The sequence below is a fragment of the Jeotgalibacillus sp. 10bf12 genome (assembly GCF_055597105.1).
This window is the reverse complement of record NZ_CP200276.1, coordinates 585,002-610,270: the sequence shown is the minus strand read 5'-3', so window position 1 is coordinate 610,270 and position 25,269 is coordinate 585,002. Positions and strand designations below refer to the sequence as shown.

The window sequence follows — 25,269 nt, the reverse complement described above, 5'->3', positions numbered from 1 at the left end:
TTTTAAAAGGAGACTGATCATGGACTTAGAACAATACCGGATTGAGAAAAAGCATGGCAGAGAAGGGGTGCCAATTAAACAGCTCGAAACCCCAGATGTGATCGCAGAAGTCGTTGGCCGTTATGCACGCGTCAGTGATATCAAGCTTGAGTCAACGGCAGCTTCCCTAGTGATGAAAAGGTATGCTGTCATGACTGCAGCTGCAGCGCTTGAATATTACGGACTTCATAAAGGAAAAAAGGACTGGCTGAAAGAAGCAGCATTTCACTTTGATCATTTCGTATTACTCGAAGGTGATCAGGTGCATGAAATGGACCGTGACTGGAAAACGGTTGTATTCGCAGAACATCTGACGCCAATGGTTCAGCACTTCTCTAAAACCTGTAAAATCCCCCAAAAGATTTTATGGGAAAATATCGCCGTGCGTATGCAGGCTGTGTTCCGTAAAAAAGCTGCTGAGTATCCAAAGGAACAGCTCGAAGCCCTATTTAATGAAATGACTGACCCTGAAGCAAAGTGGACCGGTGTTGAAACAAATCCATTTACAACATACCTTCAGCGACCACAAAGCTGGGACGTGATTCCGGTAAGGGAGACGTGCTGCAGGCTGTATCAGATTAAGGAAGGGCAGGAGCAGCCGTATTGCGGGAATTGTCCATTGAGGTAATGTGCAGTGTGGGGACGGAGGTTAAAGTGTCACGAGATGACACTTTAACCTCCGTCCCCACTTTTTGATATAATGTCCTAAAATCCTTCAACTAAGTAAGGGAGAGATCTCATGTTTGAAAATATAAAGAAGAACATGGAAGAACAGCGCTTTCGTTCAACATTTGTTCAGACATTGCAGACGTTTGAAAAGTCGTTGAGAATTGGTGTCGGCGAAACGAAAGTAAGAAAAATTATAAGAAAAAAAGTTGATCCTGATGCCATGACCGGTATGATTGTCAGAACGATCCAGATGGCGGCTGACATTAAGGGGATGGCGGTTAACAAAGAGTCAATTGAAACGTATGCCAACCTTTTATATGCTGAGACCATTTTGATGCAGAAGGTAAACAAGGCAACCCAGCAGGATAAAATTCCGCTTACGCATCACACGCTGATTGAAGCGATTGATGAAGTGAGCCGCGGGTTTGAAAAGGCCATTGATCAGTATTTGAAGCTGAAGACGTCTGATGTGAATGATGAGTTGGTGATTACGCGTGAGCTGAGAGGGCAGCGTGAGCGGTTGAAGAAAGAGATGGAGCGGCAGAAGAATCTGTCTGGGAACCGGTTGGAATGAGTTTTGCTGATAGTGGAAGCGGGCACCCTGGGGACGGAGGTTAAAGTGCTGTGTGACGGCACTTTAACCTCCGTCCCCAGTATGACATGCACAAATAAAGATTTGAAAGAATCCCCCAGAATGATACAATATTAATATGTAGAAATAGTTCGAAAAATAATATTTAAGCTTTTCAAAAAAATCTTAGCTTACAAAAGGACGGTAAAAATGAGTAACAAACATATTAAATCAGACGTTATCTTAATTGGCGCCGGTATTATGAGTGCAACGCTTGGATCTTTGCTGAAGGAACTGGCTCCGGATTGGAATATAAAAGCTTTTGAACGGCTTGACAGTGCAGGAGAAGAGAGCTCGAATGAGTGGAACAATGCAGGGACAGGTCACTCTTCTTTATGTGAATTAAATTATACAAATGAACTTGCTGACGGAACGATTGATGTAACGAAAGCAAATAAAGTGAATGAGGAATTCCAGGTTTCCAAGCAGTTTTGGGCACATCTTGTGAACAGCGGGCTGATTAAGAATCCTAAGGAATTTATTATGGCACTTCCGCATATGAGTCTGGTTCATGGTGAAAAAGATGTCAATTTTTTAAAAAAACGATTTAAAGCGCTTTCAGACAATCCTTTGTTTTCCGGAATGGAGTTTTCAGATGATCCGGAAAAGCTGAAGGAGTGGATTCCGCTCATTATGGAAAATCGTCAGGTGGATCAGCCGATCGCAGCAACCAAAATTGATGCTGGAACGGATGTGAATTTTGGTGCACTGACACGTAAATTATTCGCTCATTTAGCGGAAGAAGGCGTATCAGTTAATTACAAGCACCAGGTTGACGATATGAGACGTACTGAAGATGGTGAGTGGGAACTGAAAATCCGCGACCTTAAAAATGACCGTCTTGAATATCATAAGGCGAAGTTTGTCTTTATCGGTGCCGGCGGTGGTAGTCTTCACCTGCTTCAGAAATCAGGTATTCCTGAAAGTAAAAATGTTGGCGGATTTCCGGTAAGCGGCTTATTTATGGTATGTGAAAAGCCTGAGGTCGTTGAGAAGCATTATGCAAAAGTGTACGGAAAAGCACCGGTTGGCGCACCGCCAATGTCTGTGCCCCACCTTGATACACGACTGATTGAAGGCAAAGAGTCATTATTCTTCGGTCCGTTCGCAGGATTCTCACCGAAGTTTTTAAAGACAGGTTCGAATATGGATCTGATTACTTCTGTAAAAAAAGACAACCTGACAACAATGGTTTCAGCCGGTATGAAAAATATGCCGCTGACAAAATATCTGATTGAGCAGGTGCTTCAATCAAAGGAACAGCGTATGGAAGCGCTGCGTGAATTTGTACCAAATGCAAACAGTGACGACTGGGAGCTTGTTGTAGCCGGCCAGCGTGTCCAGGTGATTAAGGATACGAAACAGGGTGGCAAAGGAACGCTTCAGTTTGGAACAGAGGTGATCAGCGGTGCAAACGGATCAATTGCTGCGCTGCTTGGTGCTTCTCCAGGCGCTTCAACATCAGTATCCGTTATGCTTGATGTACTGAATCGCTGCTTCCCTGACGAAATGAAGGGCTGGGAGCCGAAAATCAAAGAGATGATTCCTTCTTACGGAAAAAATCTGCTTGAGCATCCGGACTTGATTAAAGAAATTAACGAAACGACTTCAGATGCACTTGGTTTAGTGAATACAGGTGCTGCGATTGCTGAAGATCCGATTAAAGCAGAAACGACAACTGTATAATTTGCTGACATGCCGCGGGCTTTTGGAGTCTGCGGTGTTTTTTTATTTTGTGTTGAGGGGTTCTTAGAAAAACCGTGATTGTTCTCAGAAAAAGCGGTGATGTCCTTAGAAACTGACCCTTCATTCGTAGAATAGTGTCATTTGACCTATCCTGCAATTATCAAAAAACTGCCTGAAGCATCATCGCTTCAGGCAGTATAACCCATTTATTTCTTGTTTACTGATGCATCATAAATCGTATCAATCGCATCCTGAAGGCCGGCATCAAACTGTTCCTGTGTCTGACCATGGCGCAGATCAGATGCAAGTGCGCGAGAGAAGCTGGCGATTAAGCCGTCATTTTCACGCAGCTTTTCGTTTGCCTCATCACGTGAGTAGCCGCCTGACAATGCGACCACACGCACAACTCGTGGATGGTCTACGAGTTCTTTAAAGAAGTTTGCTTTCGTTGGAATAGACAGCTTCAGCATGACATTCTGGTCTTCAGAGAGATTGTTCAAATGCTTTAAAATCTCATCTTTCATAATCATTTCGCACTGTTCTTTATCTTTGCTATGAATATTGACTTCAGGCTCAATAATTGGCACAAGACCTGCAGCAATAATTTGTTTACCAACTTCGAATTGCTGGTCAATGACTTTTGCGATTCCTTCTTCACTTGGTTCATTAATAACTGAACGCATTTTTGTACCGAAAATGTGTCTTTCGTTTGCCCGGCGAAGGGTTTCGTCCAGATCATGAATCGGCTTCATAAGCTGAACACCGTTCTCTTCATCTGCGAGCCCTTTATCGATTTTTAAGAATGGGACAACGCCCTTTTCTTCCCATAGGTAGTCACCTGTGTGCTTACCTTCAATGTCCCGATCCATTGTCTGTTCAAAGAGAATCGCGCCGAGTATTTTCTCAGATGAAAAAGCAGGAGAAGTGATGATTCTTGTGCGCATTTCATGGACCATATCGAACATTTCATCTTCATTGGAATATGCACTTTCCTCTACACCGTAAGCTAGTAAAGCTTTTGGCGTACTGCCACCGCTCTGATCGAGTGCTGCGATAAAACCATTTCCGTTCTTGACCTTGTCAAATTGCTTCTGATTCATTTTCTCCACTCCTTTGATATGTAATTTTTCTACCACCTATACTCTTCCCTATTAAATAGCACATCTAACATCTTTTTATGAAAAAATTTACTTATTTATAGAAAAGATCAGCAGTGAGGGCTGCTGATCCGAACCATTAATATTCTTCATATTCACGCGGATCCTGATCGGCAATTCTTCCATCTTCCCGCGTCAAGCCATTAATTTTTTCAATTTCTTCATCGGATAATTCAAAATCAAACAATTCAAGGTTCTCGCGCTGTCTATGAGAATTGGATGATCTTGGCAGTGAGATTGTATCGAGCTGATAAATCCATCTGAGTACGACTTGCCCCACTGACTTGTTATGCTGATTTGCAATGTTTTGAAGTGTCTCATCGTTCAGGACGCTGCCGGCTCTCTCAAGCGGACTCCATGCCTCAGTGAGAATCTCATGCTGCTTGTTGTATTCACGCTGTTCTTTTTGAGAAAAGTAAGGATGCAGTTCAATCTGATTAACGACTGGTTTTACACCGGTTTCTTTCTCAAGGCGCTCGAGGTGCTCCGGCATAAAGTTGCATACACCAATTGAACGGATCCATCCTTTTTCCTGAGCGGTGATGAGTGCTTTCCATGCTTCGACATACTGATCCTGCTTTGGATTCGGCCAGTGGAGCAGATACAGGTCCCAGTAGCTTAAGTTCGCACGATAAAGTGATTCCTGAATCATTTCAAGTGCACGGTCGTAGTCATAATACTGTGCCCGCAGCTTTGAGGTTAAAAATAACTCATCCCGTGAGATTCCTGACCGTTTCACTGCTTCACCTAATGTACCTTCGTTATCGTAGCGGATTGCTGAATCGAATAGACGGTAGCCGTTTTTAATCGCAGCGGTCATTGCCTCCACACCTTTTTCACCTTTTAATGTATATGTACCAAGGCCTGTGACAGGAATGGTATAACCATCATGCATTGTCCATTCAGGTATTTGTGTCATAAGTAAGCTCCTTCGTAAGTTTTCTATGATTTTTCCCTTAAGTATTTTGCTTAAACATGAATGTGACGATCAGTGTGCACGATGCCGCTTTTACGTATATAATGAATAGGTCTTTAGTTTGTCGTTCTAAAGTTTTGATTACCTAAAGTAGGTATAAACATAAAAGGGGTTATATTCATGCAATCACTAGAGTATTCAAATAACACAGCAACAAATAAATTAGAAGCATTTTTACAGGTGATTCCGACCGTACATGCAATGCTGCCTGACGTTGGCATAGGGGTGGTTGACACCGAAAAATGGCTTGCTTATTATCCGGGAAGAAAAATTGATATTGGTGCGCGCGCCGGTCGTGCAATAGATCCTCACGAACCACTTGCAGCATGTATCCGGGACAAAAAAGACATTAAGCAAGAAGTACCTGAAGCATTTTTTGGTATTTCTTTCACAGGTCTTGCAGCGCCGATTTTGGAAAAAGGACATGTAATCGGTGCAATAGCAATTCAAATACAGGAACAGAACGAAAAAGCACTTCAGGAAATTTCTGATCAGATTTTTAAGTCAATCAACCAGGCAAATGAAAGGATCACTTCTATACATAGCGGTTCAGAGGGCCTTGCGACTTACTCCTCGTCACTGCTGCAGCAATCGACTGAAGCATCTGAGGCAATGGAAAATACAGATGAAGTGATAAACATTATTAAGAAGATTGCAAGTCAGACAAACATTCTGGGGTTAAATGCATCAATTGAAGCTGCGAGAGCAGGCGAGCATGGGCGTGGGTTTAATATTGTAGCAAAAGAAATTCGCAAATTATCACAGGATACGCTCGAGTCTACAGAAAAAATCAGTTCAACATTAAAGCTGATGCAGACCTCTATTTATGAAATTCAGTCAATGGTCGAAAATGTTGTTACTGTTGGCCGTGAGCAGGCCTCAGCGACAGAAGAAATCTCATCTTTTATTAATGAAATAGAAGAAATGAGTGTGAAACTTAAGGAATATGCAGCTGAGTTGTGACTAAATGACTATATTTATACACATAATTACCCCCTTCTAATTTCATAAAAGGGGGGTTCTTTTTTTATATACACAACTTTTGCATAATCATACAAAAATGTTCGAAATATTTTAAAAATAATAGCCTTATTGTCTTAGTGATTGTATAATAAAGGGGGGATAAAGTAGAGGTAATATCAGATGAGATGTTATTTCGAAAAAGAATTTGAGAAGGTGCATTGCAACTAACTAATAGGATAGGAGATGTAAAAATGAAGAAATTAATGACAGCACTATTTTCACTCGTTTTACTATTAAGTTTGGCAACACCGGCTTTTGCTAATGGGGATACTTCGCATTCAGAAGCATTAGAGGTAGTTGATGAGAAAAACAATGAAATTTATTCGGAAATTGATCATGGTGTTGCTGCTACAGATGCATTAAAAAGTGATTATTTCAATGATATCAGTCAACTTGATGAAGTTGCACATATATTAACTTTAAAGCAGGAAAAGACAGCAATTCTAGTTGCACTTGAAGCGTCCGGGCAGGAGAATCATGCATTAAATGAAGTGCTTACAGAAAAAGAGGCACAGCTGGAACAGGCGCATCAGGTATTGAATTCATCTTCTAAACAGGTACAAACATACTTTGAATTAACAGCAGCATATGAAGCTGAACGTGATGCAATCATTAAGCACGTATATGATGTGACACTTGCATTAACAAATCAGGGCATTCAGGAAGCAGCTGAACTTGGGTTACTGGCGAAATGCAGCTGGGTGCATGTACGCTTTGGTGATACAAGAGAGTGGATTGATCCGATTGAGGTTGTTGGTGGCCGCCGCTGATGTATACTGATTTTTAAAAATAGAATGAGCATCTAATGCTCATTCTGTTTTAATGCAAGGAGGTTTTGTAATGAGGGGGTTTAGTATTAACAAATCAAATCAACCTTTAGAGCGTGTGGAAAATAAAAATACAAATCTTGATTTGCTTGTTAATGGTCCAGGCATGGAGATTATGCGCCAGGCAATTCATAAAGATAAGTTGTTCTATATTTATCCTTTAAAAAATCCTGGTTCTATAGAGTTTTATTATATCCTGTCTGGAAAAATTAGATGTGAAGACTATGATGGACAAAAAGTAGAAGTTTCTCCAGGAGACTATATTTGTTCTCAGGGTCTGAAAGAGCCAGTTCATTTTAAAACGCTTGAAGACGTTAATATGCTGATATTTTCTAACGAGAAGAGTTTCTTTGGCGTTAGTGAGAAGATAGCTGCTTTGAGAGAAGTTGCAGAGAAGGTAGAAGAAAAAGACCGTTATACATCAAAACATAGTCAACGGGTTGCTGAATACTCGGTAAGTATAGCAAGGAAAATGAAATTAGATGCGGAACATTTGATTAAGTTAACTCATGCATCATTTCTACACGACATCGGCAAAGTAAACGTCCCGGAAGAAATCCTGAATAAACCGGGTAAATTGACAAAAGAAGAATATGAAATCATGAAAAAACATCCTGCAGACGGCGCTGCGATGGTTGAACAGACTTATTATAAGGATCTGGCTCCAATCATACACCAGCATCATGAACGACTTGATGGTTCCGGATATCCGGACGGTCTGAAACGTGATGAGATCCTGATTGAAGCGAGAATTATTGCAGTCAGTGATACCTTTGATGCGCTGACTGAAGACAGGATTTACCGTAAAGCCTGGACTGCGCAGAGTGCTCTGGAGGAGATCAAAGCCCATAAAGGCAATTTATATGATGAGACAGTAGTGGATTTATTTGAAAAAGTCCTGCGTGAGGAAGGAAAAATAGATTGACACTTTTCCGTTGATCACGTAAAGTAAACGTTGCGATGAGCTCGTTTGCATAAGACGTTCGGATGTTATCACGTTGTGGAGCGTGGTCCGGCGCCGCAAATTTTGAGGAACCCCCTGGTCTTAGGATCAGGGGGTTTATTTTATATCTGGGGGACGCGAGGATGCTGAGAGCTATACCTTATGAACAGCGTACGCATTATATTGACTGGCTGCTTTTAGCTGATGATAGTGAAGATGCCGTCCGTTCGTATATTGATTATGGAGATTTATACGTTATACATATTAAAGAACAAGTTGCTGGAGTGATGCTTCTGATTACGCTGTCTGAGCATACAGTGGAGCTGAAAAACATTGCCATAGCGGAAGATCAGCGGGGAAAAGGGGTTGGGAAAACAGCCATTGAAGCTGCAGTGAAATTATATAGAGATAATGGTTTTAAGACAATGAATGTCGGCACAGCGAATTCCAGTATTGAAAATCTTGCATTTTATCAAAAAGCAGGCTTTCGTATGTTTTCGATTATGAAAGACTACTTTGCAGACTATGATCCACCGGTCTATGAGCATGGCATACGTGGGCTCGACCTGGTCATGTTTGAGCGCGAATTATAGATAAAAAAACCGGCCGGGACACATGCCCCGTAGCCGGTTTTTATGAATTCTTTAATGCCTCTTTTTTCTGAAGACCGCGCTTTCTGTTGCGCTTCATTGCCTTTGTGATATAACCGCCTTTAAAGTTTCGCGGTTCATAAGAGACGATGAATGCATTCGGTTCATGCGAGCTGACGATATTAATAAATTCACGCTCACGGTCCCGTCTTGCTGTGCAGTCAAGCTTATAACGGCGTGCTTCATTCATACCTTCCACTTCAGAGGTTGATACACTGAAGCCTTCGTTTCGCAGCTTCTGAATTAATTCTTCATTCTTCTTCATGATATTGACTTCTATCGACACAAATCCGATTGCAAGCCGCTGCTCAAGTATTTGTCCAAGGTAGACACCAAGACCAAAACCAAGTGCGTAGGCTGCCATATTTAAATAGTTTGATAGATCACTAAACACGAGTCCAAGGGCAATAACATAAATAACACCTTCAAGCGTACCAAGCGCTGAGGCTTTCCCTTTCATTCCTTTTACCATCATAATTGTACGAAGGGTCAATACGGGAACAAAAATCAGCTGGGCAACAAAAATAATCAAAGCTTGTAGCAAGTGTGACACCTTCTTTCTAAAAACGTTCTGTTAAGTGTAGCAGGCGTTGCTTCATAAGAGCAAGTGACACAATTATGACATTGAACATTAATGGAAGCGTTTTATTCTGAAAGAAGGTGGTATTGTTCTATACTGATCATGAATCAGATAACAGGAGGCGTATGAAATGGATGCATTTTTGAAAAAGGCAGTGGAATTAGCAGCTGATAACGTAAGGGAAGGCGGTCATCCTTTTGGCGCAGTGATCGTTAAGGATAATGAAATTGTCGCTGAAGGTGTGAATGAACTGCATCTTCATTATGATGTTAGCGGTCATGCTGAGATGCTTGCGATCAGAAGACTTCAGGAACAAATTCAGTCTCATGATCTGTCGGGCTACACAATGTATGCAAGCGGAGAGCCATGTCCAATGTGTTTTACCACAATGGCTTTTGCAGGAATGACAGATATTTATTACTGTGCTTCAGTGGAAGAAGCGGGTGAGGCGGGACTTGAGAAGTCAGCTGAGATTTATGCTGATCTCCAGAAGACGCGTGACAAACGATCTCTTCAGATGAAAAAAGTTGAACTTGAAGAAGACATGGAAAACCCGATGAAAATGTACAAAGAATCACAATGATATAGAGTGACTTTCTTTTAAAAAGGGGTATAGATAAGTAGAACCTTTTTTGAAAGGAGAGGCTGGCGATGAAAGCCGTCATAAAGGACGTTTTTTTCGGTGTCGTGATCTTTGCTGCAGTGATGCTCATGGAATTTCTGGTGACGCTGCCGTTTGGAACGCAGGATGTCTGGACGCTTCCTGAGGCGGAGTATCGTCAGTATCTGAACCTCGCATTTCTGTTAACCGCTATACCTGCCGGACTGGTGACCTATCTATTCGCTAAATGGCAAAAACCTGACCAGAAGGCTGGCTGGCGAAAAGCCTGGATCTGGATGCTGGTGGCTTTTGTGATGTATTTTGCAATCGGCATTTGGAATGGCAATGTTGAAGACATTTTTGGTGTGCTTGGTATTTATGTACTGCTGGCGTTTATGTTTGCAGGACCGCTTATCTATGTGCTTTTTAATAATGATTGAGCCTTCAGCTGCTGCTGGAGGTTTTTTTGTGGTGGTGCTGGAATTGTTGAATGTGATAGGCGGGATGAATTATATCTATCAGCTTTTGAATTTATCTCTCATTTTTTAGATTAATTGGGTCATCATTCTGAAGGATTCAGCTTGAACAGCTATTTGCCTTGATTTATCTATCAGGTTTCTGTTTTATCAATCAGCAATCAGGTTTATTCGCTCACCTTTCCACTTCATTCAACGCCTGCTTTCTGTTTTTCTTGGCGCTATTCTAAATGAAACATTTTCCATCTCCCTCCGTATAAAACATAAGGAGGGATAAAGATGGAAAATAAAGTGTACTTTTCAGATCAGTTTTTTTCTGCAGGGATGACGGATATTTATAATGGGTCACAGGATAAAGTCGGCACGCTGGATCATATGAGCGCCTTCACCTCAGGAATCAGAATCGAAGGGATCCATAGAACCACTGGAATTGAAGCCGGATTTGGCTTTTTCTCAAACAAATGGACGATTAAACGCGGAGAGAAAGAGCTTGGTTTTGTGAAGAATGCATTGTCTTTATTCACGAAGAAATACCGCTATTTTAAAGATGGACTTGAATATGAGATTGAGTCATCTGCATTTTCCAAAGAGTATACGGTTTTAAATGCGTCAAGGGATGAAGTGGCCTCCTTCCGCAAGGTCAGCGGCTTTTTTCAGACGGCTGCTTATGAGCTGACGAATCACTCGGAGCTGTTTGAAGCAGATGAGCTGATTGCCGTGATTATGGGCGTGAATGCGATTGAGAAACGCAACAGAAGCGCGAGTGGTGGAGGTGCATCATAAAAAAGCACCCTTACCAATGTAAGGGTGCCCGGGTTCAATCATTATTTCACCGCAGGTTTGCCAAACTTCCCAGCCTGGAAATCACGCATTGCATCACGGATTTCATCCATGTTGCTCATCACAAATGGACCGTGGGCAACATAATCCTCTTTCAGTGGAACACCTGAATAAAAAAGCAGGCGTGCACGTGTCTTCGCGCGAATGGTGAATTCACTCTCTGCATCGCTTCCGTCTTCTTTATACGTCAGGATGCCAACATCCGTTTTCGCAAGTGGAACGGATGATTCCCCAGCCTCGATCTCCCCAGCAGTCACATAAAAGAATCCATTGTGATTTTCAGGAATCACGTGCTTGTATTCAGCACCTTCTTTCAGGCGGATTTCAGTCATCGTGATTGGCACAAGGCTTTCCATCGGCCCTTTTACCCCGGCAATTTCTCCGGAATAGACGCGTACACTGCCGCCATCAACCTCTGCTACCGGTGCATCTTCAAAATAGACGTTCTGGTAAGAAGTAGTGGTTGTCCGAAGCTCTTGCGGCAGGTTCAGCCAGAGCTGGAACGTATGAATCAGGTCATCATCCACTGCTTCCTCACCGTGGCGAGCAGCCCATCCGGCATTCATATACTGCACATCTCCTGCATCTAGAATCGAATGTCCCCCGTGGTTATCTATATGCTCAAGTCTGCCATCAACTACATACGTAATGGTCTGGAATCCTCTGTGTGGATGGTCTGAAAATGTTCCGCGTTTGAACCAGTCATCTGCCATTAAAATAAATGGATCAAATTCCTTCATCCGTTCAGGGGGCAAAATCCAGCCCTGCTGTACGTGAGGATATCCATTTTGATTATAAGAAACTCTCCAATGATCTTTTACATCTCTTTTAAAGCGATTTTTTTCAGTCATTTGAATCACTCCTTCATGTACTACTGAACCATATTTCACCTGTTAAAACCAATCATTCATTAGGCTGAAGTTTTTACTGGTAAATCATGAGAATGTCTGTTTCAGGAAAATATAAGAGGGTAATTGAAAAATAACGTTGAAAAGAGGTGAGGAAGATGGAGAGAAAGCAGCATCTTTGGTCAGGCATCCTGTTCGGGATTGGATTGATGGTGATCATTGACGAAGTCATTTTTCACCAGCTGCTTCAATGGCATCATTTCTATGACCGTGCGACAACTGGATTTGGTATTTTTACAGATGGGTTACTGACATCATTTGGCTTCTTTGCAGCTGTGTTCGGACTGTTTTTATTTGCAGATCTCAGAAGAAAAATACATATTCACTGGACAAAATGGATTGGAAGCGTATGTCTTGGCGCAGGCGGTTTCCAGTTGTTTGATGGTATTGTCAGCCATAAACTATTACAGATCCACCAAATCCGCTATGGGGTTGATATTTTTCTATATGATGTGGCATGGAATCTCTTTGCGGTTTTATTGTTAATCATTGGAGCAGTCTTGTTGAAGAGAACGTCTTTTAACAGGGAGGGAGGTTAAATGGAGCATGTACATGAAGCTTCCTTACCCGGCACAGGATTCGAAATCGCCATTGTGGCAGCTGGAGTGATTGCACTAACCCTTTATTTCCTGACATACAAAAAGCAATCGAACTGGCCTGTGTATCGTTTCTGCCTATTCATTGCAGGCGTATTAGCAGCTGTCATCAGTCTTGCAGGTCCGCTTGCAGATGCTGCGCATAAAGATTTTACTTTACATATGGTCGTTCACTTATTGCTGGGGATGCTGTCGCCACTTTTAATCGTGTTATCCAGGCCGTTTAAGCTAATGTTAAAATCACTCCCGGTTATTAGAGCAAGACGGGTGTCGGCATTTATGAAAAATAGCAGGTATATCCGCTGTCTGCACGTACCAGTGACTGGTATGGTTCTCAATATTGGCGGTCTTTATGTACTCTATATGACCAGTCTTTTTCATCACATGCATACATCGCTGGTTATTTTTATGCTTGTTCACCTGCATGTATTTCTCGCAGGGTATTTGTTCACACATGTCATATTGGAAATCGACTTCACTGCCCGCCGTTACTCCTTTTACCATCGCGCAGCAGTTCTGGTTCTTGCTCTTGCAGGGCATAAAATTCTTTCTAAGATGATCTATGCAAATCCGCCGCAGGGCATCAGCCAAACATCGGGGGAAGGTGGTGCGCTGCTGATGTATTATGGTGGCGATGTCATCGATCTGGTGTTGATCATCCTCATTTGTTATCAGTGGTATCGTGCCCGTCAAAGCGTTTATACGATCTCGTCCAGGCCCTCACATGCTATATGAGGGCTAAAATTGTTGAAAAGTATGCCTTGATATATACCCCCCGGGTGTATTATAATCTAAATGTGAAATGATTCACAAAAACAAATTTACTACAACGTGTCGTTTCCATAGAGGAGGATCATAATGGGTAAAAAAGTTGTAATCGTAGGCGGGGTAGCAGGAGGAGCTTCAGTTGCTGCACGTGTAAAAAGAATTGACGAATCTGCAGAGGTTGTCATGTTTGAAAGAGGCCCTCACGTTTCTTTTTCAAACTGTTCCCTTCCTTATCACCTGAGCGGTATTGTAGAAGACAGCAACCGCCTGGTGATGATGAATCCTGAAGCATTTAAAAAGAAGCATAACCTTGAAGCGCGAGTGAACAGTGAAGTCGTAGGTATTAACCGTGATGAGAAAACAGTGGAAGTAAAAGACACCCTCACAGGTGATACTTATCAAGAGAATTATGACGTCCTTGTACTGTCTCCCGGAGCAAAGCCAATCGTACCGAAGCTTGACGGAATCGAATCTGATCACGTATTTACGGTTAGAAATGTAGTCGATATAGAGAAGATTCAGGCGTATATGCAGAAGGACCGGGTAAAGCATGTCGCTGTAATTGGAGGTGGATTCATCGGGGTTGAAGTAGCTGAAAACCTTCGCCTCGCAGGGAAAAATGTTTCTCTTGTTGAATTCGCACCGCAGATTATGGCGCCTTTTGATTATGATATGGTCCAGATTCTTCATAAGGAGCTGATCGATCAGGGTATTGAACTTGTCGTTGGAGATGGGCTGAAGGCGGTGAAAGATGATGTGATTGAGCTTCAGTCCGGAAGAGAATTAAAGGCTGATGCGGTGATTCTTGCAATCGGTGTAAAGCCTGAAACAACCCTTGCAGAGCAGGCTGGTCTTGAAGTCGGCGGAACGGGCGGTATGAAAGTAAATCAGAATTATGTCACGAGTGATCCTTCTATTTATGCAGTGGGAGATGCGATTGAAGTGTATCACCGCCTGCTTCAGGAGCCGGTCAGGTTGGCGCTCGCAGGACCTGCACAGCGCCAGGCCAGGGCAGCAGCTGACCATATGTACGGAATTCCACACCAGAATAAAGGTGTCATTGGTTCATCAAGCATTCATGTATTTAATCAGAATGCAGCTGCAACCGGTCTGAATGAAAAGGATGCCAAGCGCGCCGGTATACCTTATGACACTGTCTATATCATTGCGCCTGATAAAGTAAGCCTTATGCCTGACAGTCATATGCTTCATTTTAAACTTGTATTCGAAACACCGACCGGACGGATTCTCGGCGCTCAGGCTATCGGAAAAGGAAACGCAGATAAGCGTATCGATGTGATCGCTGCAATGATCACGATGGGGGCGAAATTAGAGGATTTGAAAGAGCTTGAACTCAGTTATTCTCCAATGTTCAGCACAGCAAAAGATGTCGTGAATATGGCTGCGCTTGTGGCATTGAATATCTTGTACGGCCGATTCAAGCAGGTGCCTGTCAGTCAGATCAGACCACTTGTTGAGGAAGGGGCATTTATCGTAGATGTCCGTGAGCGAAATGAGTTTGAAAAAGGGCACTTGCTGCATGCAGTCAATATTCCTTTAAGTGAGCTGAGAGAACGCACCTCAGAAATACCGGCTGATCAACCGGTTTATATTCACTGCCGCACAAGCCAGCGCGGGTATAACGCAATCATGGCACTCCAGGGCATGGGCTTTGACAATATCATCAGCATGTCCGGTTCTTTCCTTGGTGTATCTAACTTTGAATATTATAATGATGCTTATCTTGAGCGTGAAAAGATTGTAACGGAATATAACTTTAAGTGATCGGTGGGATGGCGGGTGTTCGGGGGAAAATCGGGTGTGTTCGGCGTATCCGGGTTGATGTTCAACGCAAAACCTGTGAACTTCGGCACTCATGCTCTCACCTTCGTCACTTAATAGCACATCTTCACCACTCAGGGACTTTTGTATCGCACACCGAAGACGAAAAACTGCCGGAACGCACACAGGCGTCCGGCAGTTTTCATTTATCACCATATGTTTCATTATATTCATGTTCACCAAACATCTCCGGCAATCCATCGAAAATCACCCTGCCATCCTTCAATGCAATCACCCGGTCAGCGTATTTCTTTGCCAGATGAAGGTCATGTACGTTGATGATTGTCAGCAGACCAAGGTCATCATGCATCTCCCGCAGCAGCGTAAAGATCTGATTGGCTGTCCCGGGGTCAAGAGAAGCAACAGGTTCATCGCCGAGCAGCACGGCCGGCTGCTGGACGAGGGCTCTTGCTATCCCGACGCGTTGTTTCTGACCACCCGAAAGCTGCTCTACGCGGCGATTTTCAAATCCATTCAGTCCAACATTATTAATCGCTGCCAGCGTAGCCGACTTTTCCTCTTTTGTAAAAAGGCCTGTCAGATTTTTAAATGAAGAGCGGCGGCCAAACAGTCCGGTTAATACGTTTTGCATTACAGATAGACGCGGAATCAGGTTAAACTGCTGAAAAATCATGCCTGTATGCTGCCGGATCTGTCTGAGTTCAGCTTCATTCAGCTTTTTCAGAGACTGTTCACTGTAAATCACGTCACCTTCAGTTGGCGTCTGAAGTCCATTCAGACATCGGATAAACGTTGATTTTCCGGCACCGCTTTTACCCAGCACACAGATAAATTCACCTTTAGTAAATGTCAGATTAACCGCCTGGAGTGCTGTTGTCTGAGAACCAGGATAAGTTACTGACACCTCTCTACATTCGATCATCCTGTTCCCTCCTTAAATGACACGGTTTCTGATATAGCTGGTGAGAAAATCAATGACGATAACCATGATCATGATAATCAGGACATCAAGTGCGACTGCGCTATATTGAAACGTCTTAAAATCATTGAATAGCCGCTGCCCAATACCGCCACCACCGATGAATCCGAGTACAAGCGATGTACGGATCGCCACTTCGAAACGATAGAAAAAATGGGATAATACATTCGGCCAGATCTGAGGCAGGATGCTGAAAAGGTGTGCAGTCCAGCGCTTGGCACCTACCGCACGCATGGCCTCCTGCGGACCTGGATCAGCTGCTTCAATCAGCTCTGAAATCAGCTTGCCCAGTACACCAATGTTATGAATCATAATCGCGATCACTGCGGGAAATGGACCGAGTCCAAGCATTGTCAGCAAGATAAGACCAATGACAATCTCAGGAACAGACCGGATAAAGCTCAGGCTCGTTCTTAAGAAATAAAAGAACCCTTTTGGTGCTGTATTTTTAGCTGCGATAAAACTGACAGGCAGCGCAATCAGTAGAGCAAGGAAACTACCGAGAAACGCCATTGCGAGTGTCTCCCCGGCGTCTTCAAGCATCAGCGGCAGCTTAGAAGTATCCATTGGAAACCACTGACCTAAAAATTCGATCATATTTCCAAAGTCACGAAACTTTGCAAGATCGAACTCAGTTACACGCATACTGAATAAAACGAGGGCAGTTAAAATAACGGCAAGAAAAATATGCTTTCTTTTAAACCACACAGCTGACAGCCCTACTCTGCATCTAAAATGCCTTGTTTTTCCGCTGCATCTAAAATACTGTCATAATCTTCAGGTGTTGCCTCTGTAAAGCCTGAAGCGCCGAAAGCATCAAGAATTTCAGGGTCTTCGATCGCTAAGAATGCCTCCTGAAGTGTAGTGATTGTTTCTTCATCAGTGCCTGCAGTAACAGCCCACGGATACTGGAAGAGCGGATCAGACGTCCAGATGACTTTAAGCTTACTGTCATCAATTTTACCGGATTCAATCAGCTGATTATAAATCGCGCTGTCAATCGCTCCTGCGTCAACCTGTCCATTTTGTACAGCAAGTGCCGTTGCATCATGAGAGCCGGTAAATCGGACTGTACTGAATTCATAGCTGTCTTCAGATTCATATACACCGCGATCCTGCAGTTCAATTGATGGGATCAGGGAGCCGGATGTTGAATTCGGATCACCAAAAGCAAAATCAACTTCTGAAGGATCACTCAGCAGATCATCAATCGATTCAAACGGCTGATCCTGTTGTGTAATGATATAGGAATGGTAAAACGGTTCACCATTTACGAGCTGTGTAATAATCGCTTTTGCATCGCTTCTTTCCTGAGCGATCACATATGTTAATGGCCCAAGGTAGGCCATATCAATCTGGTCAAAGTTCATTGCTTCGACTACACCATTATAGTCAGGATAAACGTCAATTTCCGTTTCACGTCCAAGTGCCTCTGTCAGAACATCCTGAAGCTTATTCATCGCGCCTTCCATTTCACCCTCGGTCTGGGCAGGGATGACACCGATTGTGAAAGCTTCATCACCTGAGCTTTGTTGGTCTGTGTCCTCGGTTTCTTCAGCGTTTCCGCATGCAGCAAGCACTAGCGCAGTTGATAGTGCAGCAGCTGATAACATCATTTTTTTCATGTCATGTTTCCTCTTTTCAATCTGATTTTTAACAATAGTTAAATTCTATGCTTATTTGGGGGAAGTGTAAAGAAGTTGTAGGGGGAGTGGTTCAGCTGGTTCGCAGAAAAACGCATCCTGTTCATAGAAAAGTGTAAATAGTCCCAGGCCTGCCTCATTAAAAAAACAGCCGGCCTACGCCAGCTGTTTTTCATAACAGCCCTGCAGCCATACTCCCGCACAGCAGGAGCAGAAAAAGTGCAATACCCGCTGCATCAACACGGCCCACAGAAATTTTCCGGTAAAAATCCCGATTGCCTTCACCGGTAAACCCGCGTGCTTCCATCGCAAAAGCTGTACGCTCCGCTTTTCTGACAGCACCTGCGAGCATCGGAATCAGGACATGCCGCATTGCGAGAACCCTTTTCACAGGAGACTTTGGCGCTTCAAGGCCTCTCAACTGCTGCGCCTGTTGAATCTGAAAAAATTCATCCTTTAAGACAGGGAGAAACTGATAGCCAACGAGAATGCTGTAAGCAATTTTCGGTGACAGCTTCAGTTGCTGCATCAGGCTTAAAATGAAATCAACCGGCTTTGTTGTAAAGACAAACAGCAGAGACAGACTTGAAAATGCAAGGACCCGGAAGCTGAGTGACAATGCTGTACCGAGCGTACTCTCTTCATTGCCGAATACGAGTGTTGTCCAGAAATAGCCGACTGCGCCAAGCAGGAAAGGAAGCATCATCAGACTCCATACTTTCCATGAGATTTTCGCGAAAAGCAGCTGGCTAAATACAACCCCAATAAAGAACACGAGTGGCGTCCATGGATTAAAAAAGAACGCCATGGCGATCATTGAAACGGTGATCGCAATAAACTTAACCGAAGGATTCATACGGTTGATCATGCAACTCACCTCCGGATGGCGGACATAAGCGGTGCTGTTGAAGCAGCTGCCGGTTCTGCCACACTGTTTGTGGACGATAGGGTCCGCTCAGACTGCCTTTATGTAATAACAGCAGTAAATCTGCCACGCGGTCTGCAAAATCCATATCGTGTGTCACAATGAGAAAAGTGATACCCTCATTCGCACGTGCCATAATCAGGTTTTCAAGCTCCCGTAAAGCAGCTTTGTCCTGTCCTGCAGTCGGTTCATCCATCACGATAACAGGCCGCCCGTCACAAAGCATGGCGCCAATTGCTGTCCTTCTCTTTTGACCATGGCTGACAGCGAAAGGGTTTGATTCACTGACTTCCTCCAGATACAAATGCTTCAGTATTTTATCCGCGCCCTGACCTCCTCCAAATAAAAGCTCTTCTCTGACGGACTTCGTTAAGAATAAGAATTCAGGGGACTGCGGGACGTAACCGATCCGCTTTGGTTCTACCTGTCCGCCAGTGGATTTCAGCCCGCATAATGCTTTCAATAGCGTGGATTTCCCACTGCCATTTGGACCTGCAAGAACAGCAATCTCTCCTTTTTTTAGCGAAAAACTGGCTGGTGAAACGATCGGATCTACAGTCAGGTTTTTTGCTGTCATTGCGACCTGAGCTGTCTGGATTGGCTCCCTTGTAATTGCCTGTTCAACGGGTTTTGAAGCAGTCATCTGCCATTCCCGGTCAAAAAATCCATCCCATAAATCAACCTGATGATCAATTGCAACCACTGTCAGATCTCTTGATTCATGAAGACCGCGGAGCCACGCAACAAACTCCTGAGCGGTCACCGGATCTAAATGTGTGAGCGGCTCATCAAGCAGCAGGATTTCAGGCTCCAATACCCAGGCACACGCAGTAGCGACACGCTGCTTCTGACCGCCTGACAAAGTCTGAATGACTGAATCTCTGAATGACTCCAGCCCGGTTTCCTGTAATACTTTTTCGATCCGGTCATTAATTTTATCCGAAGGTACACCCACATTTTCAAGTGTAAAAGCGAGTTCCTCTTCAACTGTCTGCATACAAAACTGACTGTCAGGATCCTGAAAAACGGTGGCAATCCGCTGGTTAATTTCACCCGGTGCATAGTCAGATGCTGCTTTTCCAAACAGGTCAACCTGTCCTGAGATGATCCCGTCACAGTTTTCAGGATAAAGGCGGTTAAGCAGGTATAAAAGTGTAGACTTTCCGCACCCGCTTGGACCAGTAATCACAACACGTTCGCCGGCTTTCACCTCGAAATTCAGCTGTTCAAACACCGGCTCAGCATCATCCGGAAAACGAAATGAGACGTTCTGCAGAGAGATGACATTATGCATGCGCATCACGCTTTGTAATGGCGTAGCCTCTCAGAGAACCTGTTGCAAGCAGTGCATCAACAAGGTATTTACCGCCAATTCCTGCAATAATCGCACCACTCATCACGCGGATCACAAACATCAGTAACACGTATTCTGTACTTAATGCTGCAAAACCGCCCATCAGGTAGCCATAAACAAAGCTGAATACTGCAGCCCCGGCGCCGGCCAGCATATAAATACCCAGGTTAAAATGGCGATATCTTGTTGCTGCAAAAACAGCTTCAGCACCAAGCCCCTGAATGACGCCCGCTAAAATCAGGCGGGGGCCCACTGCATTGCCAAGCATGACTTCAATTGCAGCGGCCATCGTCTCAGGAATCACTGCTGCCCCCGGCTTTCTGATAATCGCCATGACAATGATGGATACGATAAACCAGATCCCGAAGATCCACTCATAAGCGATCGGACCAATCAGAGATGCCCAAATGTTCCCCACATGTAAAAACAATAAGTAAATAATGCCGAATACAACCGCAAACAGCGACATCATGACAACTTCTTTCAGCTTCCAGCTCTTAAGCATGATGGTTACCCTTATGAGATGGACTGTTGATACTCATCGACACAGTCATCACTAAATGCCGGTGCTCATCGGATCTTGCCTGACCGAAAGTCTCTTCATAAAAATCAAATACCTCATGAATATCACCATGAATCCCGCTTGCATAATGCATAGAATCATTGAAGACACCGCGTTCTTTGGCGCGGTCAACTTCCCTGTAAATGACACTCATATAATCCGGATTATTCATCGGGTAGAGTGCGAATTGTGAAGATACATATTGCTTCGTATCATCGTGATTGTGTACGTTTGGATCTGCCTCCATATAAGAGTCACCAGCAGTATCACCAGGGCAGCCTGCTGAAAAAGTAGCATTGATGGCTACATGTTCACCGGTTTTTGCAGCATGGAGCGTAATCGCTTTGATCACATTGAATACATGCTGTTCCTGTCCGCGGATCACGGTTGATACATCATCTGTATGCTTCCAGACGCCAGTCAGGTCAGTCGCCTCGAGCGCGCCTTTAATCACCGGAATAAAATCTCCCGCCATTGGATGCAGCGAAAAACGGCATCCGACAATTTTGCTTGTTCCACATTCCATTTTGTATTCCTCCCAGAGCAGTTTTTGCACAAAAAAAGACCACATCCGCGAAAGATGTAGCCACTGCTCCTGATATAAAAAGAGAAGTCACTACACTTCCTCACGCAGGTATTATCCTGATCGAGTCATAAGGGATCGGAGCTAATGCTCACATCTCAGCTAATTCGCACCCCTAGTGCAGATAACGGTATTTAATTTTCTGTGCACGACCACTATATCACCAGAGAATGGAATGTGCAACACCCCGGAAAAACTAATCAGAACCATATTATTCCTTTTTATTAAAAAGTTATTCTCTCGGTTCAAATATCAGTACGCCAATCACCGCAATCACGAGGCTGAACAATACGGAGTAAAACCAGTGACGTCCCTGAGTGGTGTGGTTCAAAATGTTCATCACTGCACTGATACAGAAGGTAACAAAGAATACAAAAAGGATTAGAATGATTGTCATCATGAGGACCATCTCCTTTTTTAAAAAAGCATGGTTGGCAGTTCTTCAAGACGCTGGTCGGTGCTGCGGGTGATTTTCAGTGAATAGCCGGGTTTTGAATGGGCACTGCCGCGAACAGTAAGTGTTCTTTTGCGATCTGCCATTTCAATCGTCAGCCACTTCCGGCCGTTCTCTGACGTCTTGATACACTCTGAGACTTCACTCGCTGTCAGTAAAATAATTTCAGTGTTCTGGAGGTCTTCTTCACCACAGATGAAAGCGAACAGATACTGGTTGTCATGCTGGCTGCGGAGCGTCTTTTCCATTTCTGTATCGTAAAAGGAGAAGGTCCAGATACGGGATTCTTTTTTAAAGCGGGGTGTAAACGAGTATTTAGCATAAATAAAATAGCTGTCGGTTTCATTTTCAAGCGCGTAAATTCTCCGGTCCTGTCCGCCTTCTTTCATCACAGGTGAGAACCCGCGATTGACAAGGTGTGACAGCAGTGCGCCAAAGTAAAAATCCACTTTTGGAATACTCATATCATTGCCCCTCCTTTCGGGTAAGGTAGTTACTTCTTATTATGAAGCACTTTTCAGCAGATTTACATTTTTAACACTTGAGCGGTCAATATTCTTGCATTCAGTCTGGAATCATTAGATGCTATGTGTATGAAAATTGCACTAGAGGAGGCTCATTTATTATGTCTATTAAAGCGTTAAAAGGCATTCATCACGTGACTGCGATTACAAGCAGTGCTGAAAAAAATTACGAGTTTTTCACTTATGTACTTGGCATGAGACTGGTTAAAAAGACAGTCAATCAGGATGATATCCAGACGTATCACCTGTTTTTTGCTGACGATACAGGAAGCCCCGGCACCGATATGACGTTTTTCGATTTCCCGGGTATTCCGAAGGGAAATCACGGCACAAACGAAATTTCTAAAACATCTTTCCGTGTACCGAGTGATGCAGCGATTGAGTACTGGGAAAAGCGGTTTGACCGGTTGAATGTAAAGCATAAAGGCGTGCATGAGCAGTTCGGTAAGAAGACGATTTCTTTTGTTGATTTCGATGATCAGCAGTATCAGCTGATTTCAGATGAAAATGATCATGGGGTAGAAGCAGGTACGCCGTGGCAGCAGGGGCCTGTACCGCTTGAATACGCAATTACAGGGCTTGGGCCATTATTTGTCCGCGTTGACCGCTTTGATTATTTTAAGGAAATGCTTGAGAAGGTAATGTTGTTTAAAGAAACGGCAGAAGACAAATCGTTTCACTTATTCGAAGTAGGGGAAGGCGGAAACGGGGCTAGTGTCATTGTCGAACACAACACCTTTCTACCGCAGGCGCAGCAGGGCTTCGGCACTGTTCACCACGCAGCCTTCAGACTGGAAGATAGAGAGATGCTTGATGAGTGGGATGAGCGCATGAAGAGTTTTGGTTTTGCGACATCAGGCTTTGTTGACCGTTTCTTCTTTAAGTCTCTGTATTCAAGGGTCGCACCGCAGATTCTCTTTGAATTCGCAACGGATGGACCTGGTTTTATGGGTGATGAACCTTATGAAACGCTCGGTGAGAAGCTGTCACTGCCACCGTTTTTAGAGCCGAAACGGGACGAGATTGAAAGTAAGGTGCGTCCGATTAATACAGTAAGAAGTACGAAGACATTTGAAAAAGAATAGTGAGTGGGGCCGGGTATCTTAATGGATATCCGGCTTTTTTTATGTGTATAGGGAGGTGAGCGGGACAGAAATGACATGGAAATCGGGTGATTGCGACAAGTGCAGCGGAGATTGTAACAAGTATCCGGGTGTATCACGACAATCCAGGCGGGGAATGCTACATACTAAAAGGAAACAGTGACAACTCCGCTAACTCGTCCAACACATAAATAAATAATAATTTAATTATCAAAAGATACAGGATTTACCTTCCGAATGTCGAAATACATAGATGGTCGGGGTTTCCCGGTACAGCTGATTTAAAAGGAGAAGATTAAATGAAAAAGACGCTTTCCCTGTTTATTGCTGTGTTTCTGCTTCTGTCACTGCCGTCTGCCGCTTTTGCCGGAGGATTTAAGACGCCGGGTAATTCGCTTGTTCCCGGAACGATCAGTATTGGTGAAGCCCCTGCTTACATAGACCCTGCAAAACCTGCAATTGTGTTCGTTCAGGGTCTGACAAATGATTCGACTGTCTGGTATAACGAAAATGATATGTACAGCCGTGCTGTTGCTGCAGGATATGAGACGGCTTTTGTCGAGCTGAATGATTCCGGTGGCACGCCAAAAGGCTATTGGGATAATGGTGCGATGCTTGCAGGACAGCTTGAAGAAATCTCTGCCCATTTTGGCGGGAAAAAGCTTGTCATTGTTGCATTTAGTAAAGGAGGCGTTGATACGCAGGTTGCCCTGATCCACGAGGGGAAATACCCGCTTGTATCCAACGTCATTACGCTGAGCTCGCCTCACTATGGCAGTGAACTTGCTGATCTGGCAAATAGTACGTCACTGGGCTGGCTTGCCAGTCTGATTGGACAAAACAGTGAGGGGACGCAGAGTCTTCAGACTGGAACGATGAACTATTTCCGTTCGATTACTGATAGCCGCTTCGAAGTTGGCCAGAACAGCTATTTATCCCTTGCCGGTACTCGTACCGGACCATTGTTCAGCGCGTATTGGTTTGGAAGCGGTTTCATTTCAGGGCCTAACGATGGAGTGGTGTCAGTTGCGAGTTCTCAGCTGCCTTACAGTAGAAGCCTGGCGGTTGGTAACTGGAATCATGGTGAGATTAACAAAGGATACAATACACTATCGATCTTCCAGCCTTACTTAACGACACAGCGTGCAGCTGCTTTTTCAGCATTTAGTACGATGGAAGCAAAGGAAGAAGAGATCCAGCCGCTTGATACGCTGTTAAGGGGCGGAGAACAGAATGGGAAAGCATCTGAGAGTTTTTATGTGGAAGATGAAGCGGAAAGTCTTGTGATTAACTGGATGAGTGCAACACCACATGAGACTGTGACGTTAAAAGCGCCACAAGGTCCTGCGCGGGATTATGAAGTGACTGCTGATGAGGATGATACGATGTTTTTTAACGGAGCCTATCACCATACGATTGAAATCACAGATCCTGCAGCCGGAAAATGGTCAGCGGAAACGGTAACGGACCAGGCGTCTGCTTATGCTTTAATGGTAACATTTACTTCGGGTTTTAACGATCAGCTGGCGCTTGAGCCTTCTGATAATAAGAGAAGTTGGGCTTTGAAAACAAACCCCGGGTTCAGAAACAAAGCACAGCTCCCTGCTGATATTCAGATGTTCAGTGAAATCGGATTTACCGCGGGAGACGGTAAAGAAAACAGGGGAATCGGTCAGCAACGCCGCACATTTAAGCAAAGTGGTAAAGCAGTCACCATTCCTTCCGAAGAAGGGACTTATAATATGACTGTAGAAGTTGAAGGTACCACACCTGCCGGAGACAAATTCCAGCGTACAGTGATTGAGACTGTCTTTGTAGATGAAGAAGGAGTCGCTTATTAAGGGGTTAAATGCTGATACGTAAGTCGGGGACGCTTAATTCATTAACGGTCCCTCAGATTGCATATGAAACGACACATAAAAAGCGCACTTCCTACAAGTGCGCTTTTTATTGTAATGCTTATTTTTAT

Annotated in this window: 28 protein-coding genes and 1 riboswitch; of the genes, 15 read left to right on the top strand and 13 right to left on the bottom strand. The window is 43.9% G+C overall.

The annotated features are described in order from the left end of the window. Positions 1 to 19 precede the first annotated feature (19 nt). The 3 genes from DH10bf12_RS02810 (at position 20) to DH10bf12_RS02800 (ending at position 3,025) form a co-directional block, all read left to right on the top strand. A complete protein-coding gene (locus DH10bf12_RS02810) occupies positions 20 to 667 on the top strand; it encodes an IucA/IucC family C-terminal-domain containing protein (RefSeq protein WP_471737102.1) in 648 nt (215 codons plus the stop codon). 111 nt (positions 668 to 778) lie between these two features. Next, positions 779 to 1,282 carry a hypothetical protein gene (locus tag DH10bf12_RS02805; protein ID WP_471737101.1) on the top strand — a complete coding sequence of 168 codons (504 nt, stop codon included), beginning with the start codon at positions 779 to 781 and terminating at the stop codon, positions 1,280 to 1,282. 159 nt (positions 1,283 to 1,441) lie between these two features. Next, positions 1,442 to 3,025, top strand: a complete 1,584-nt coding sequence (locus DH10bf12_RS02800; protein WP_471738176.1) for a malate:quinone oxidoreductase — start codon at positions 1,442 to 1,444, stop codon at positions 3,023 to 3,025. Between the two features lie 206 nt (positions 3,026 to 3,231). On the opposite strand, the gene DH10bf12_RS02795 is transcribed toward DH10bf12_RS02800, so the two are convergent. Together DH10bf12_RS02795 and DH10bf12_RS02790 are read right to left on the bottom strand one after the other, a co-directional pair. After that, complete coding sequence (locus tag DH10bf12_RS02795; protein WP_471737100.1) at positions 3,232 to 4,125, bottom strand: fructose bisphosphate aldolase; 894 nt, start codon at positions 4,123 to 4,125, stop codon at positions 3,232 to 3,234. A gap of 136 nt (positions 4,126 to 4,261) precedes the next feature. Continuing rightward, complete coding sequence (locus DH10bf12_RS02790) at positions 4,262 to 5,101, bottom strand: aldo/keto reductase (protein ID WP_471737099.1); 840 nt, start codon at positions 5,099 to 5,101, stop codon at positions 4,262 to 4,264. Between the two features lie 177 nt (positions 5,102 to 5,278). On the opposite strand from DH10bf12_RS02790, the gene DH10bf12_RS02785 reads away from it, so the two are divergent. The 4 genes from DH10bf12_RS02785 (at position 5,279) to DH10bf12_RS02770 (ending at position 8,544) form a co-directional block, all read left to right on the top strand. Beyond that, positions 5,279 to 6,121, top strand: a complete 843-nt coding sequence (locus DH10bf12_RS02785) for a methyl-accepting chemotaxis protein (RefSeq protein ID WP_471737098.1) — start codon at positions 5,279 to 5,281, stop codon at positions 6,119 to 6,121. A 251-nt stretch (positions 6,122 to 6,372) separates the two neighbouring features. Further along, positions 6,373 to 6,951, top strand: a complete 579-nt coding sequence (locus DH10bf12_RS02780) for a hypothetical protein (protein WP_471737097.1) — start codon at positions 6,373 to 6,375, stop codon at positions 6,949 to 6,951. Between the two features lie 70 nt (positions 6,952 to 7,021). Continuing rightward, a complete protein-coding gene (locus DH10bf12_RS02775; RefSeq protein WP_471737096.1) occupies positions 7,022 to 7,933 on the top strand; it encodes an HD domain-containing phosphohydrolase in 912 nt (303 codons plus the stop codon). 161 nt (positions 7,934 to 8,094) lie between these two features. Next, entirely contained in the window at positions 8,095 to 8,544 is a 450-nt protein-coding gene (locus DH10bf12_RS02770; RefSeq protein WP_471737095.1) for a GNAT family N-acetyltransferase, read from the top strand. Positions 8,545 to 8,584: 40 nt separating this feature from the next. On the opposite strand, the gene DH10bf12_RS02765 is transcribed toward DH10bf12_RS02770, so the two are convergent. Then, positions 8,585 to 9,145, bottom strand: a complete 561-nt coding sequence (locus tag DH10bf12_RS02765; RefSeq protein ID WP_471737094.1) for a DUF2179 domain-containing protein — start codon at positions 9,143 to 9,145, stop codon at positions 8,585 to 8,587. A 166-nt stretch (positions 9,146 to 9,311) separates the two neighbouring features. Here DH10bf12_RS02765 and DH10bf12_RS02760 point away from each other — a divergent pair, with 166 nt between their 5' ends. The 3 genes from DH10bf12_RS02760 (at position 9,312) to DH10bf12_RS02750 (ending at position 11,041) form a co-directional block, all read left to right on the top strand. Then, positions 9,312 to 9,764, top strand: coding sequence for a nucleoside deaminase (locus tag DH10bf12_RS02760; RefSeq protein ID WP_471737093.1), 453 nt, complete (start codon positions 9,312 to 9,314; stop codon positions 9,762 to 9,764). Between the two features lie 68 nt (positions 9,765 to 9,832). Beyond that, positions 9,833 to 10,222 carry a hypothetical protein gene (locus tag DH10bf12_RS02755; protein WP_471737092.1) on the top strand — a complete coding sequence of 130 codons (390 nt, stop codon included), beginning with the start codon at positions 9,833 to 9,835 and terminating at the stop codon, positions 10,220 to 10,222. Positions 10,223 to 10,537: 315 nt separating this feature from the next. Continuing rightward, positions 10,538 to 11,041, top strand: coding sequence for a hypothetical protein (locus DH10bf12_RS02750; protein ID WP_471737091.1), 504 nt, complete (start codon positions 10,538 to 10,540; stop codon positions 11,039 to 11,041). A gap of 41 nt (positions 11,042 to 11,082) precedes the next feature. On the opposite strand, the gene DH10bf12_RS02745 is transcribed toward DH10bf12_RS02750, so the two are convergent. Continuing rightward, on the bottom strand, positions 11,083 to 11,949 hold the full coding sequence (locus tag DH10bf12_RS02745; protein ID WP_471737090.1) for a pirin family protein: 867 nt from the start codon (positions 11,947 to 11,949) through the stop codon (positions 11,083 to 11,085). A gap of 155 nt (positions 11,950 to 12,104) precedes the next feature. Between DH10bf12_RS02745 and DH10bf12_RS02740 the strand changes: the two genes are divergently transcribed. From DH10bf12_RS02740 to DH10bf12_RS02730, 3 genes are all read left to right on the top strand, one after another. Next, on the top strand, positions 12,105 to 12,545 hold the full coding sequence (locus DH10bf12_RS02740; RefSeq protein ID WP_471737089.1) for a DUF2243 domain-containing protein: 441 nt from the start codon (positions 12,105 to 12,107) through the stop codon (positions 12,543 to 12,545). Beyond that, positions 12,546 to 13,337: a cytochrome c oxidase assembly protein gene (locus DH10bf12_RS02735; protein ID WP_471737088.1), complete on the top strand. Its 792-nt coding sequence runs from the start codon at positions 12,546 to 12,548 to the stop codon at positions 13,335 to 13,337. Between the two features lie 123 nt (positions 13,338 to 13,460). Then, positions 13,461 to 15,155, top strand: a complete 1,695-nt coding sequence (locus DH10bf12_RS02730; protein WP_471737087.1) for an FAD-dependent oxidoreductase — start codon at positions 13,461 to 13,463, stop codon at positions 15,153 to 15,155. Between the two features lie 199 nt (positions 15,156 to 15,354). On the opposite strand, the gene phnC is transcribed toward DH10bf12_RS02730, so the two are convergent. The 9 genes from phnC to DH10bf12_RS02685 form a co-directional block, all read right to left on the bottom strand. Continuing rightward, on the bottom strand, positions 15,355 to 16,095 hold the full coding sequence (phnC, locus tag DH10bf12_RS02725) for a phosphonate ABC transporter ATP-binding protein (protein ID WP_471737086.1): 741 nt from the start codon (positions 16,093 to 16,095) through the stop codon (positions 15,355 to 15,357). A gap of 12 nt (positions 16,096 to 16,107) precedes the next feature. Continuing rightward, a complete protein-coding gene (phnE, locus tag DH10bf12_RS02720) occupies positions 16,108 to 16,860 on the bottom strand; it encodes a phosphonate ABC transporter, permease protein PhnE (protein ID WP_471737085.1) in 753 nt (250 codons plus the stop codon). 11 nt (positions 16,861 to 16,871) lie between these two features. Beyond that, complete coding sequence (gene phnD, locus DH10bf12_RS02715; RefSeq protein ID WP_471737084.1) at positions 16,872 to 17,777, bottom strand: phosphate/phosphite/phosphonate ABC transporter substrate-binding protein; 906 nt, start codon at positions 17,775 to 17,777, stop codon at positions 16,872 to 16,874. A gap of 190 nt (positions 17,778 to 17,967) precedes the next feature. Then, positions 17,968 to 18,663, bottom strand: coding sequence for an energy-coupling factor transporter transmembrane component T family protein (locus DH10bf12_RS02710; RefSeq protein ID WP_471737083.1), 696 nt, complete (start codon positions 18,661 to 18,663; stop codon positions 17,968 to 17,970). Then, positions 18,635 to 20,014 carry an ABC transporter ATP-binding protein gene (locus DH10bf12_RS02705; RefSeq protein WP_471737082.1) on the bottom strand — a complete coding sequence of 460 codons (1,380 nt, stop codon included), beginning with the start codon at positions 20,012 to 20,014 and terminating at the stop codon, positions 18,635 to 18,637. The genes DH10bf12_RS02710 and DH10bf12_RS02705 overlap by 29 nt, the downstream gene beginning before the upstream one ends. Next, complete coding sequence (locus DH10bf12_RS02700; protein ID WP_471737081.1) at positions 20,007 to 20,579, bottom strand: ECF transporter S component; 573 nt, start codon at positions 20,577 to 20,579, stop codon at positions 20,007 to 20,009. Before DH10bf12_RS02700 ends, DH10bf12_RS02705 begins: the two co-directional genes overlap by 8 nt. Next, positions 20,572 to 21,162 (bottom strand): YkoF family thiamine/hydroxymethylpyrimidine-binding protein, encoded by a 591-nt coding sequence (locus DH10bf12_RS02695; RefSeq protein WP_471737079.1) that lies wholly within the window; start codon positions 21,160 to 21,162, stop codon positions 20,572 to 20,574. The genes DH10bf12_RS02700 and DH10bf12_RS02695 overlap by 8 nt, the downstream gene beginning before the upstream one ends. Positions 21,163 to 21,242: 80 nt before the next feature. Beyond that, a riboswitch (TPP riboswitch) is annotated at positions 21,243 to 21,346 on the bottom strand. A 105-nt stretch (positions 21,347 to 21,451) separates the two neighbouring features. Next, positions 21,452 to 21,619, bottom strand: a complete 168-nt coding sequence (locus DH10bf12_RS02690; RefSeq protein ID WP_471737078.1) for a hypothetical protein — start codon at positions 21,617 to 21,619, stop codon at positions 21,452 to 21,454. 17 nt (positions 21,620 to 21,636) lie between these two features. Beyond that, complete coding sequence (locus DH10bf12_RS02685; RefSeq protein ID WP_404406151.1) at positions 21,637 to 22,137, bottom strand: hypothetical protein; 501 nt, start codon at positions 22,135 to 22,137, stop codon at positions 21,637 to 21,639. Positions 22,138 to 22,304: 167 nt separating this feature from the next. On the opposite strand from DH10bf12_RS02685, the gene DH10bf12_RS02680 reads away from it, so the two are divergent. Continuing rightward, positions 22,305 to 23,282: a ring-cleaving dioxygenase gene (locus DH10bf12_RS02680; protein WP_471738175.1), complete on the top strand. Its 978-nt coding sequence runs from the start codon at positions 22,305 to 22,307 to the stop codon at positions 23,280 to 23,282. Positions 23,283 to 23,599: 317 nt separating this feature from the next. Then, the gene (locus DH10bf12_RS02675) at positions 23,600 to 25,141 is read left to right on the top strand and encodes an esterase/lipase family protein (RefSeq protein ID WP_471737077.1); all 1,542 of its coding nucleotides are present in this window, start codon (positions 23,600 to 23,602) and stop codon (positions 25,139 to 25,141) included. Positions 25,142 to 25,269 lie beyond the last annotated feature (128 nt).

Excerpts from the sequence above, each read along its gene's own strand:
- DH10bf12_RS02810 (WP_471737102.1), top strand. The coding sequence starts at position 20 with ATGGACTTAGAACAATACCGGATTGAGAAAAAGCATGGCAGAGAAGGG.
- DH10bf12_RS02805 (WP_471737101.1), top strand. The coding sequence starts at position 779 with ATGTTTGAAAATATAAAGAAGAACATGGAAGAACAGCGCTTTCGTTCA.
- DH10bf12_RS02795 (WP_471737100.1), bottom strand. The coding sequence starts at position 4,125 with ATGAATCAGAAGCAATTTGACAAGGTCAAGAACGGAAATGGTTTTATC.
- DH10bf12_RS02790 (WP_471737099.1), bottom strand. The coding sequence starts at position 5,101 with ATGACACAAATACCTGAATGGACAATGCATGATGGTTATACCATTCCT.
- DH10bf12_RS02785 (WP_471737098.1), top strand. The coding sequence starts at position 5,279 with ATGCAATCACTAGAGTATTCAAATAACACAGCAACAAATAAATTAGAA.
- DH10bf12_RS02780 (WP_471737097.1), top strand. The coding sequence starts at position 6,373 with ATGAAGAAATTAATGACAGCACTATTTTCACTCGTTTTACTATTAAGT.
- DH10bf12_RS02775 (WP_471737096.1), top strand. The coding sequence starts at position 7,022 with ATGAGGGGGTTTAGTATTAACAAATCAAATCAACCTTTAGAGCGTGTG.
- DH10bf12_RS02770 (WP_471737095.1), top strand. The coding sequence starts at position 8,095 with ATGCTGAGAGCTATACCTTATGAACAGCGTACGCATTATATTGACTGG.
- DH10bf12_RS02760 (WP_471737093.1), top strand. The coding sequence starts at position 9,312 with ATGGATGCATTTTTGAAAAAGGCAGTGGAATTAGCAGCTGATAACGTA.
- DH10bf12_RS02755 (WP_471737092.1), top strand. The coding sequence starts at position 9,833 with ATGAAAGCCGTCATAAAGGACGTTTTTTTCGGTGTCGTGATCTTTGCT.
- DH10bf12_RS02750 (WP_471737091.1), top strand. The coding sequence starts at position 10,538 with ATGGAAAATAAAGTGTACTTTTCAGATCAGTTTTTTTCTGCAGGGATG.
- DH10bf12_RS02745 (WP_471737090.1), bottom strand. The coding sequence starts at position 11,949 with ATGACTGAAAAAAATCGCTTTAAAAGAGATGTAAAAGATCATTGGAGA.
- DH10bf12_RS02740 (WP_471737089.1), top strand. The coding sequence starts at position 12,105 with ATGGAGAGAAAGCAGCATCTTTGGTCAGGCATCCTGTTCGGGATTGGA.
- DH10bf12_RS02735 (WP_471737088.1), top strand. The coding sequence starts at position 12,546 with ATGGAGCATGTACATGAAGCTTCCTTACCCGGCACAGGATTCGAAATC.
- DH10bf12_RS02730 (WP_471737087.1), top strand. The coding sequence starts at position 13,461 with ATGGGTAAAAAAGTTGTAATCGTAGGCGGGGTAGCAGGAGGAGCTTCA.
- phnC (WP_471737086.1), bottom strand. The coding sequence starts at position 16,095 with ATGATCGAATGTAGAGAGGTGTCAGTAACTTATCCTGGTTCTCAGACA.
- phnD (WP_471737084.1), bottom strand. The coding sequence starts at position 17,777 with ATGAAAAAAATGATGTTATCAGCTGCTGCACTATCAACTGCGCTAGTG.
- DH10bf12_RS02710 (WP_471737083.1), bottom strand. The coding sequence starts at position 18,663 with ATGATCAACCGTATGAATCCTTCGGTTAAGTTTATTGCGATCACCGTT.
- DH10bf12_RS02705 (WP_471737082.1), bottom strand. The coding sequence starts at position 20,014 with ATGCATAATGTCATCTCTCTGCAGAACGTCTCATTTCGTTTTCCGGAT.
- DH10bf12_RS02700 (WP_471737081.1), bottom strand. The coding sequence starts at position 20,579 with ATGCTTAAGAGCTGGAAGCTGAAAGAAGTTGTCATGATGTCGCTGTTT.
- DH10bf12_RS02695 (WP_471737079.1), bottom strand. The coding sequence starts at position 21,162 with ATGGAATGTGGAACAAGCAAAATTGTCGGATGCCGTTTTTCGCTGCAT.
- DH10bf12_RS02690 (WP_471737078.1), bottom strand. The coding sequence starts at position 21,619 with ATGATGACAATCATTCTAATCCTTTTTGTATTCTTTGTTACCTTCTGT.
- DH10bf12_RS02685 (WP_404406151.1), bottom strand. The coding sequence starts at position 22,137 with ATGAGTATTCCAAAAGTGGATTTTTACTTTGGCGCACTGCTGTCACAC.
- DH10bf12_RS02675 (WP_471737077.1), top strand. The coding sequence starts at position 23,600 with ATGAAAAAGACGCTTTCCCTGTTTATTGCTGTGTTTCTGCTTCTGTCA.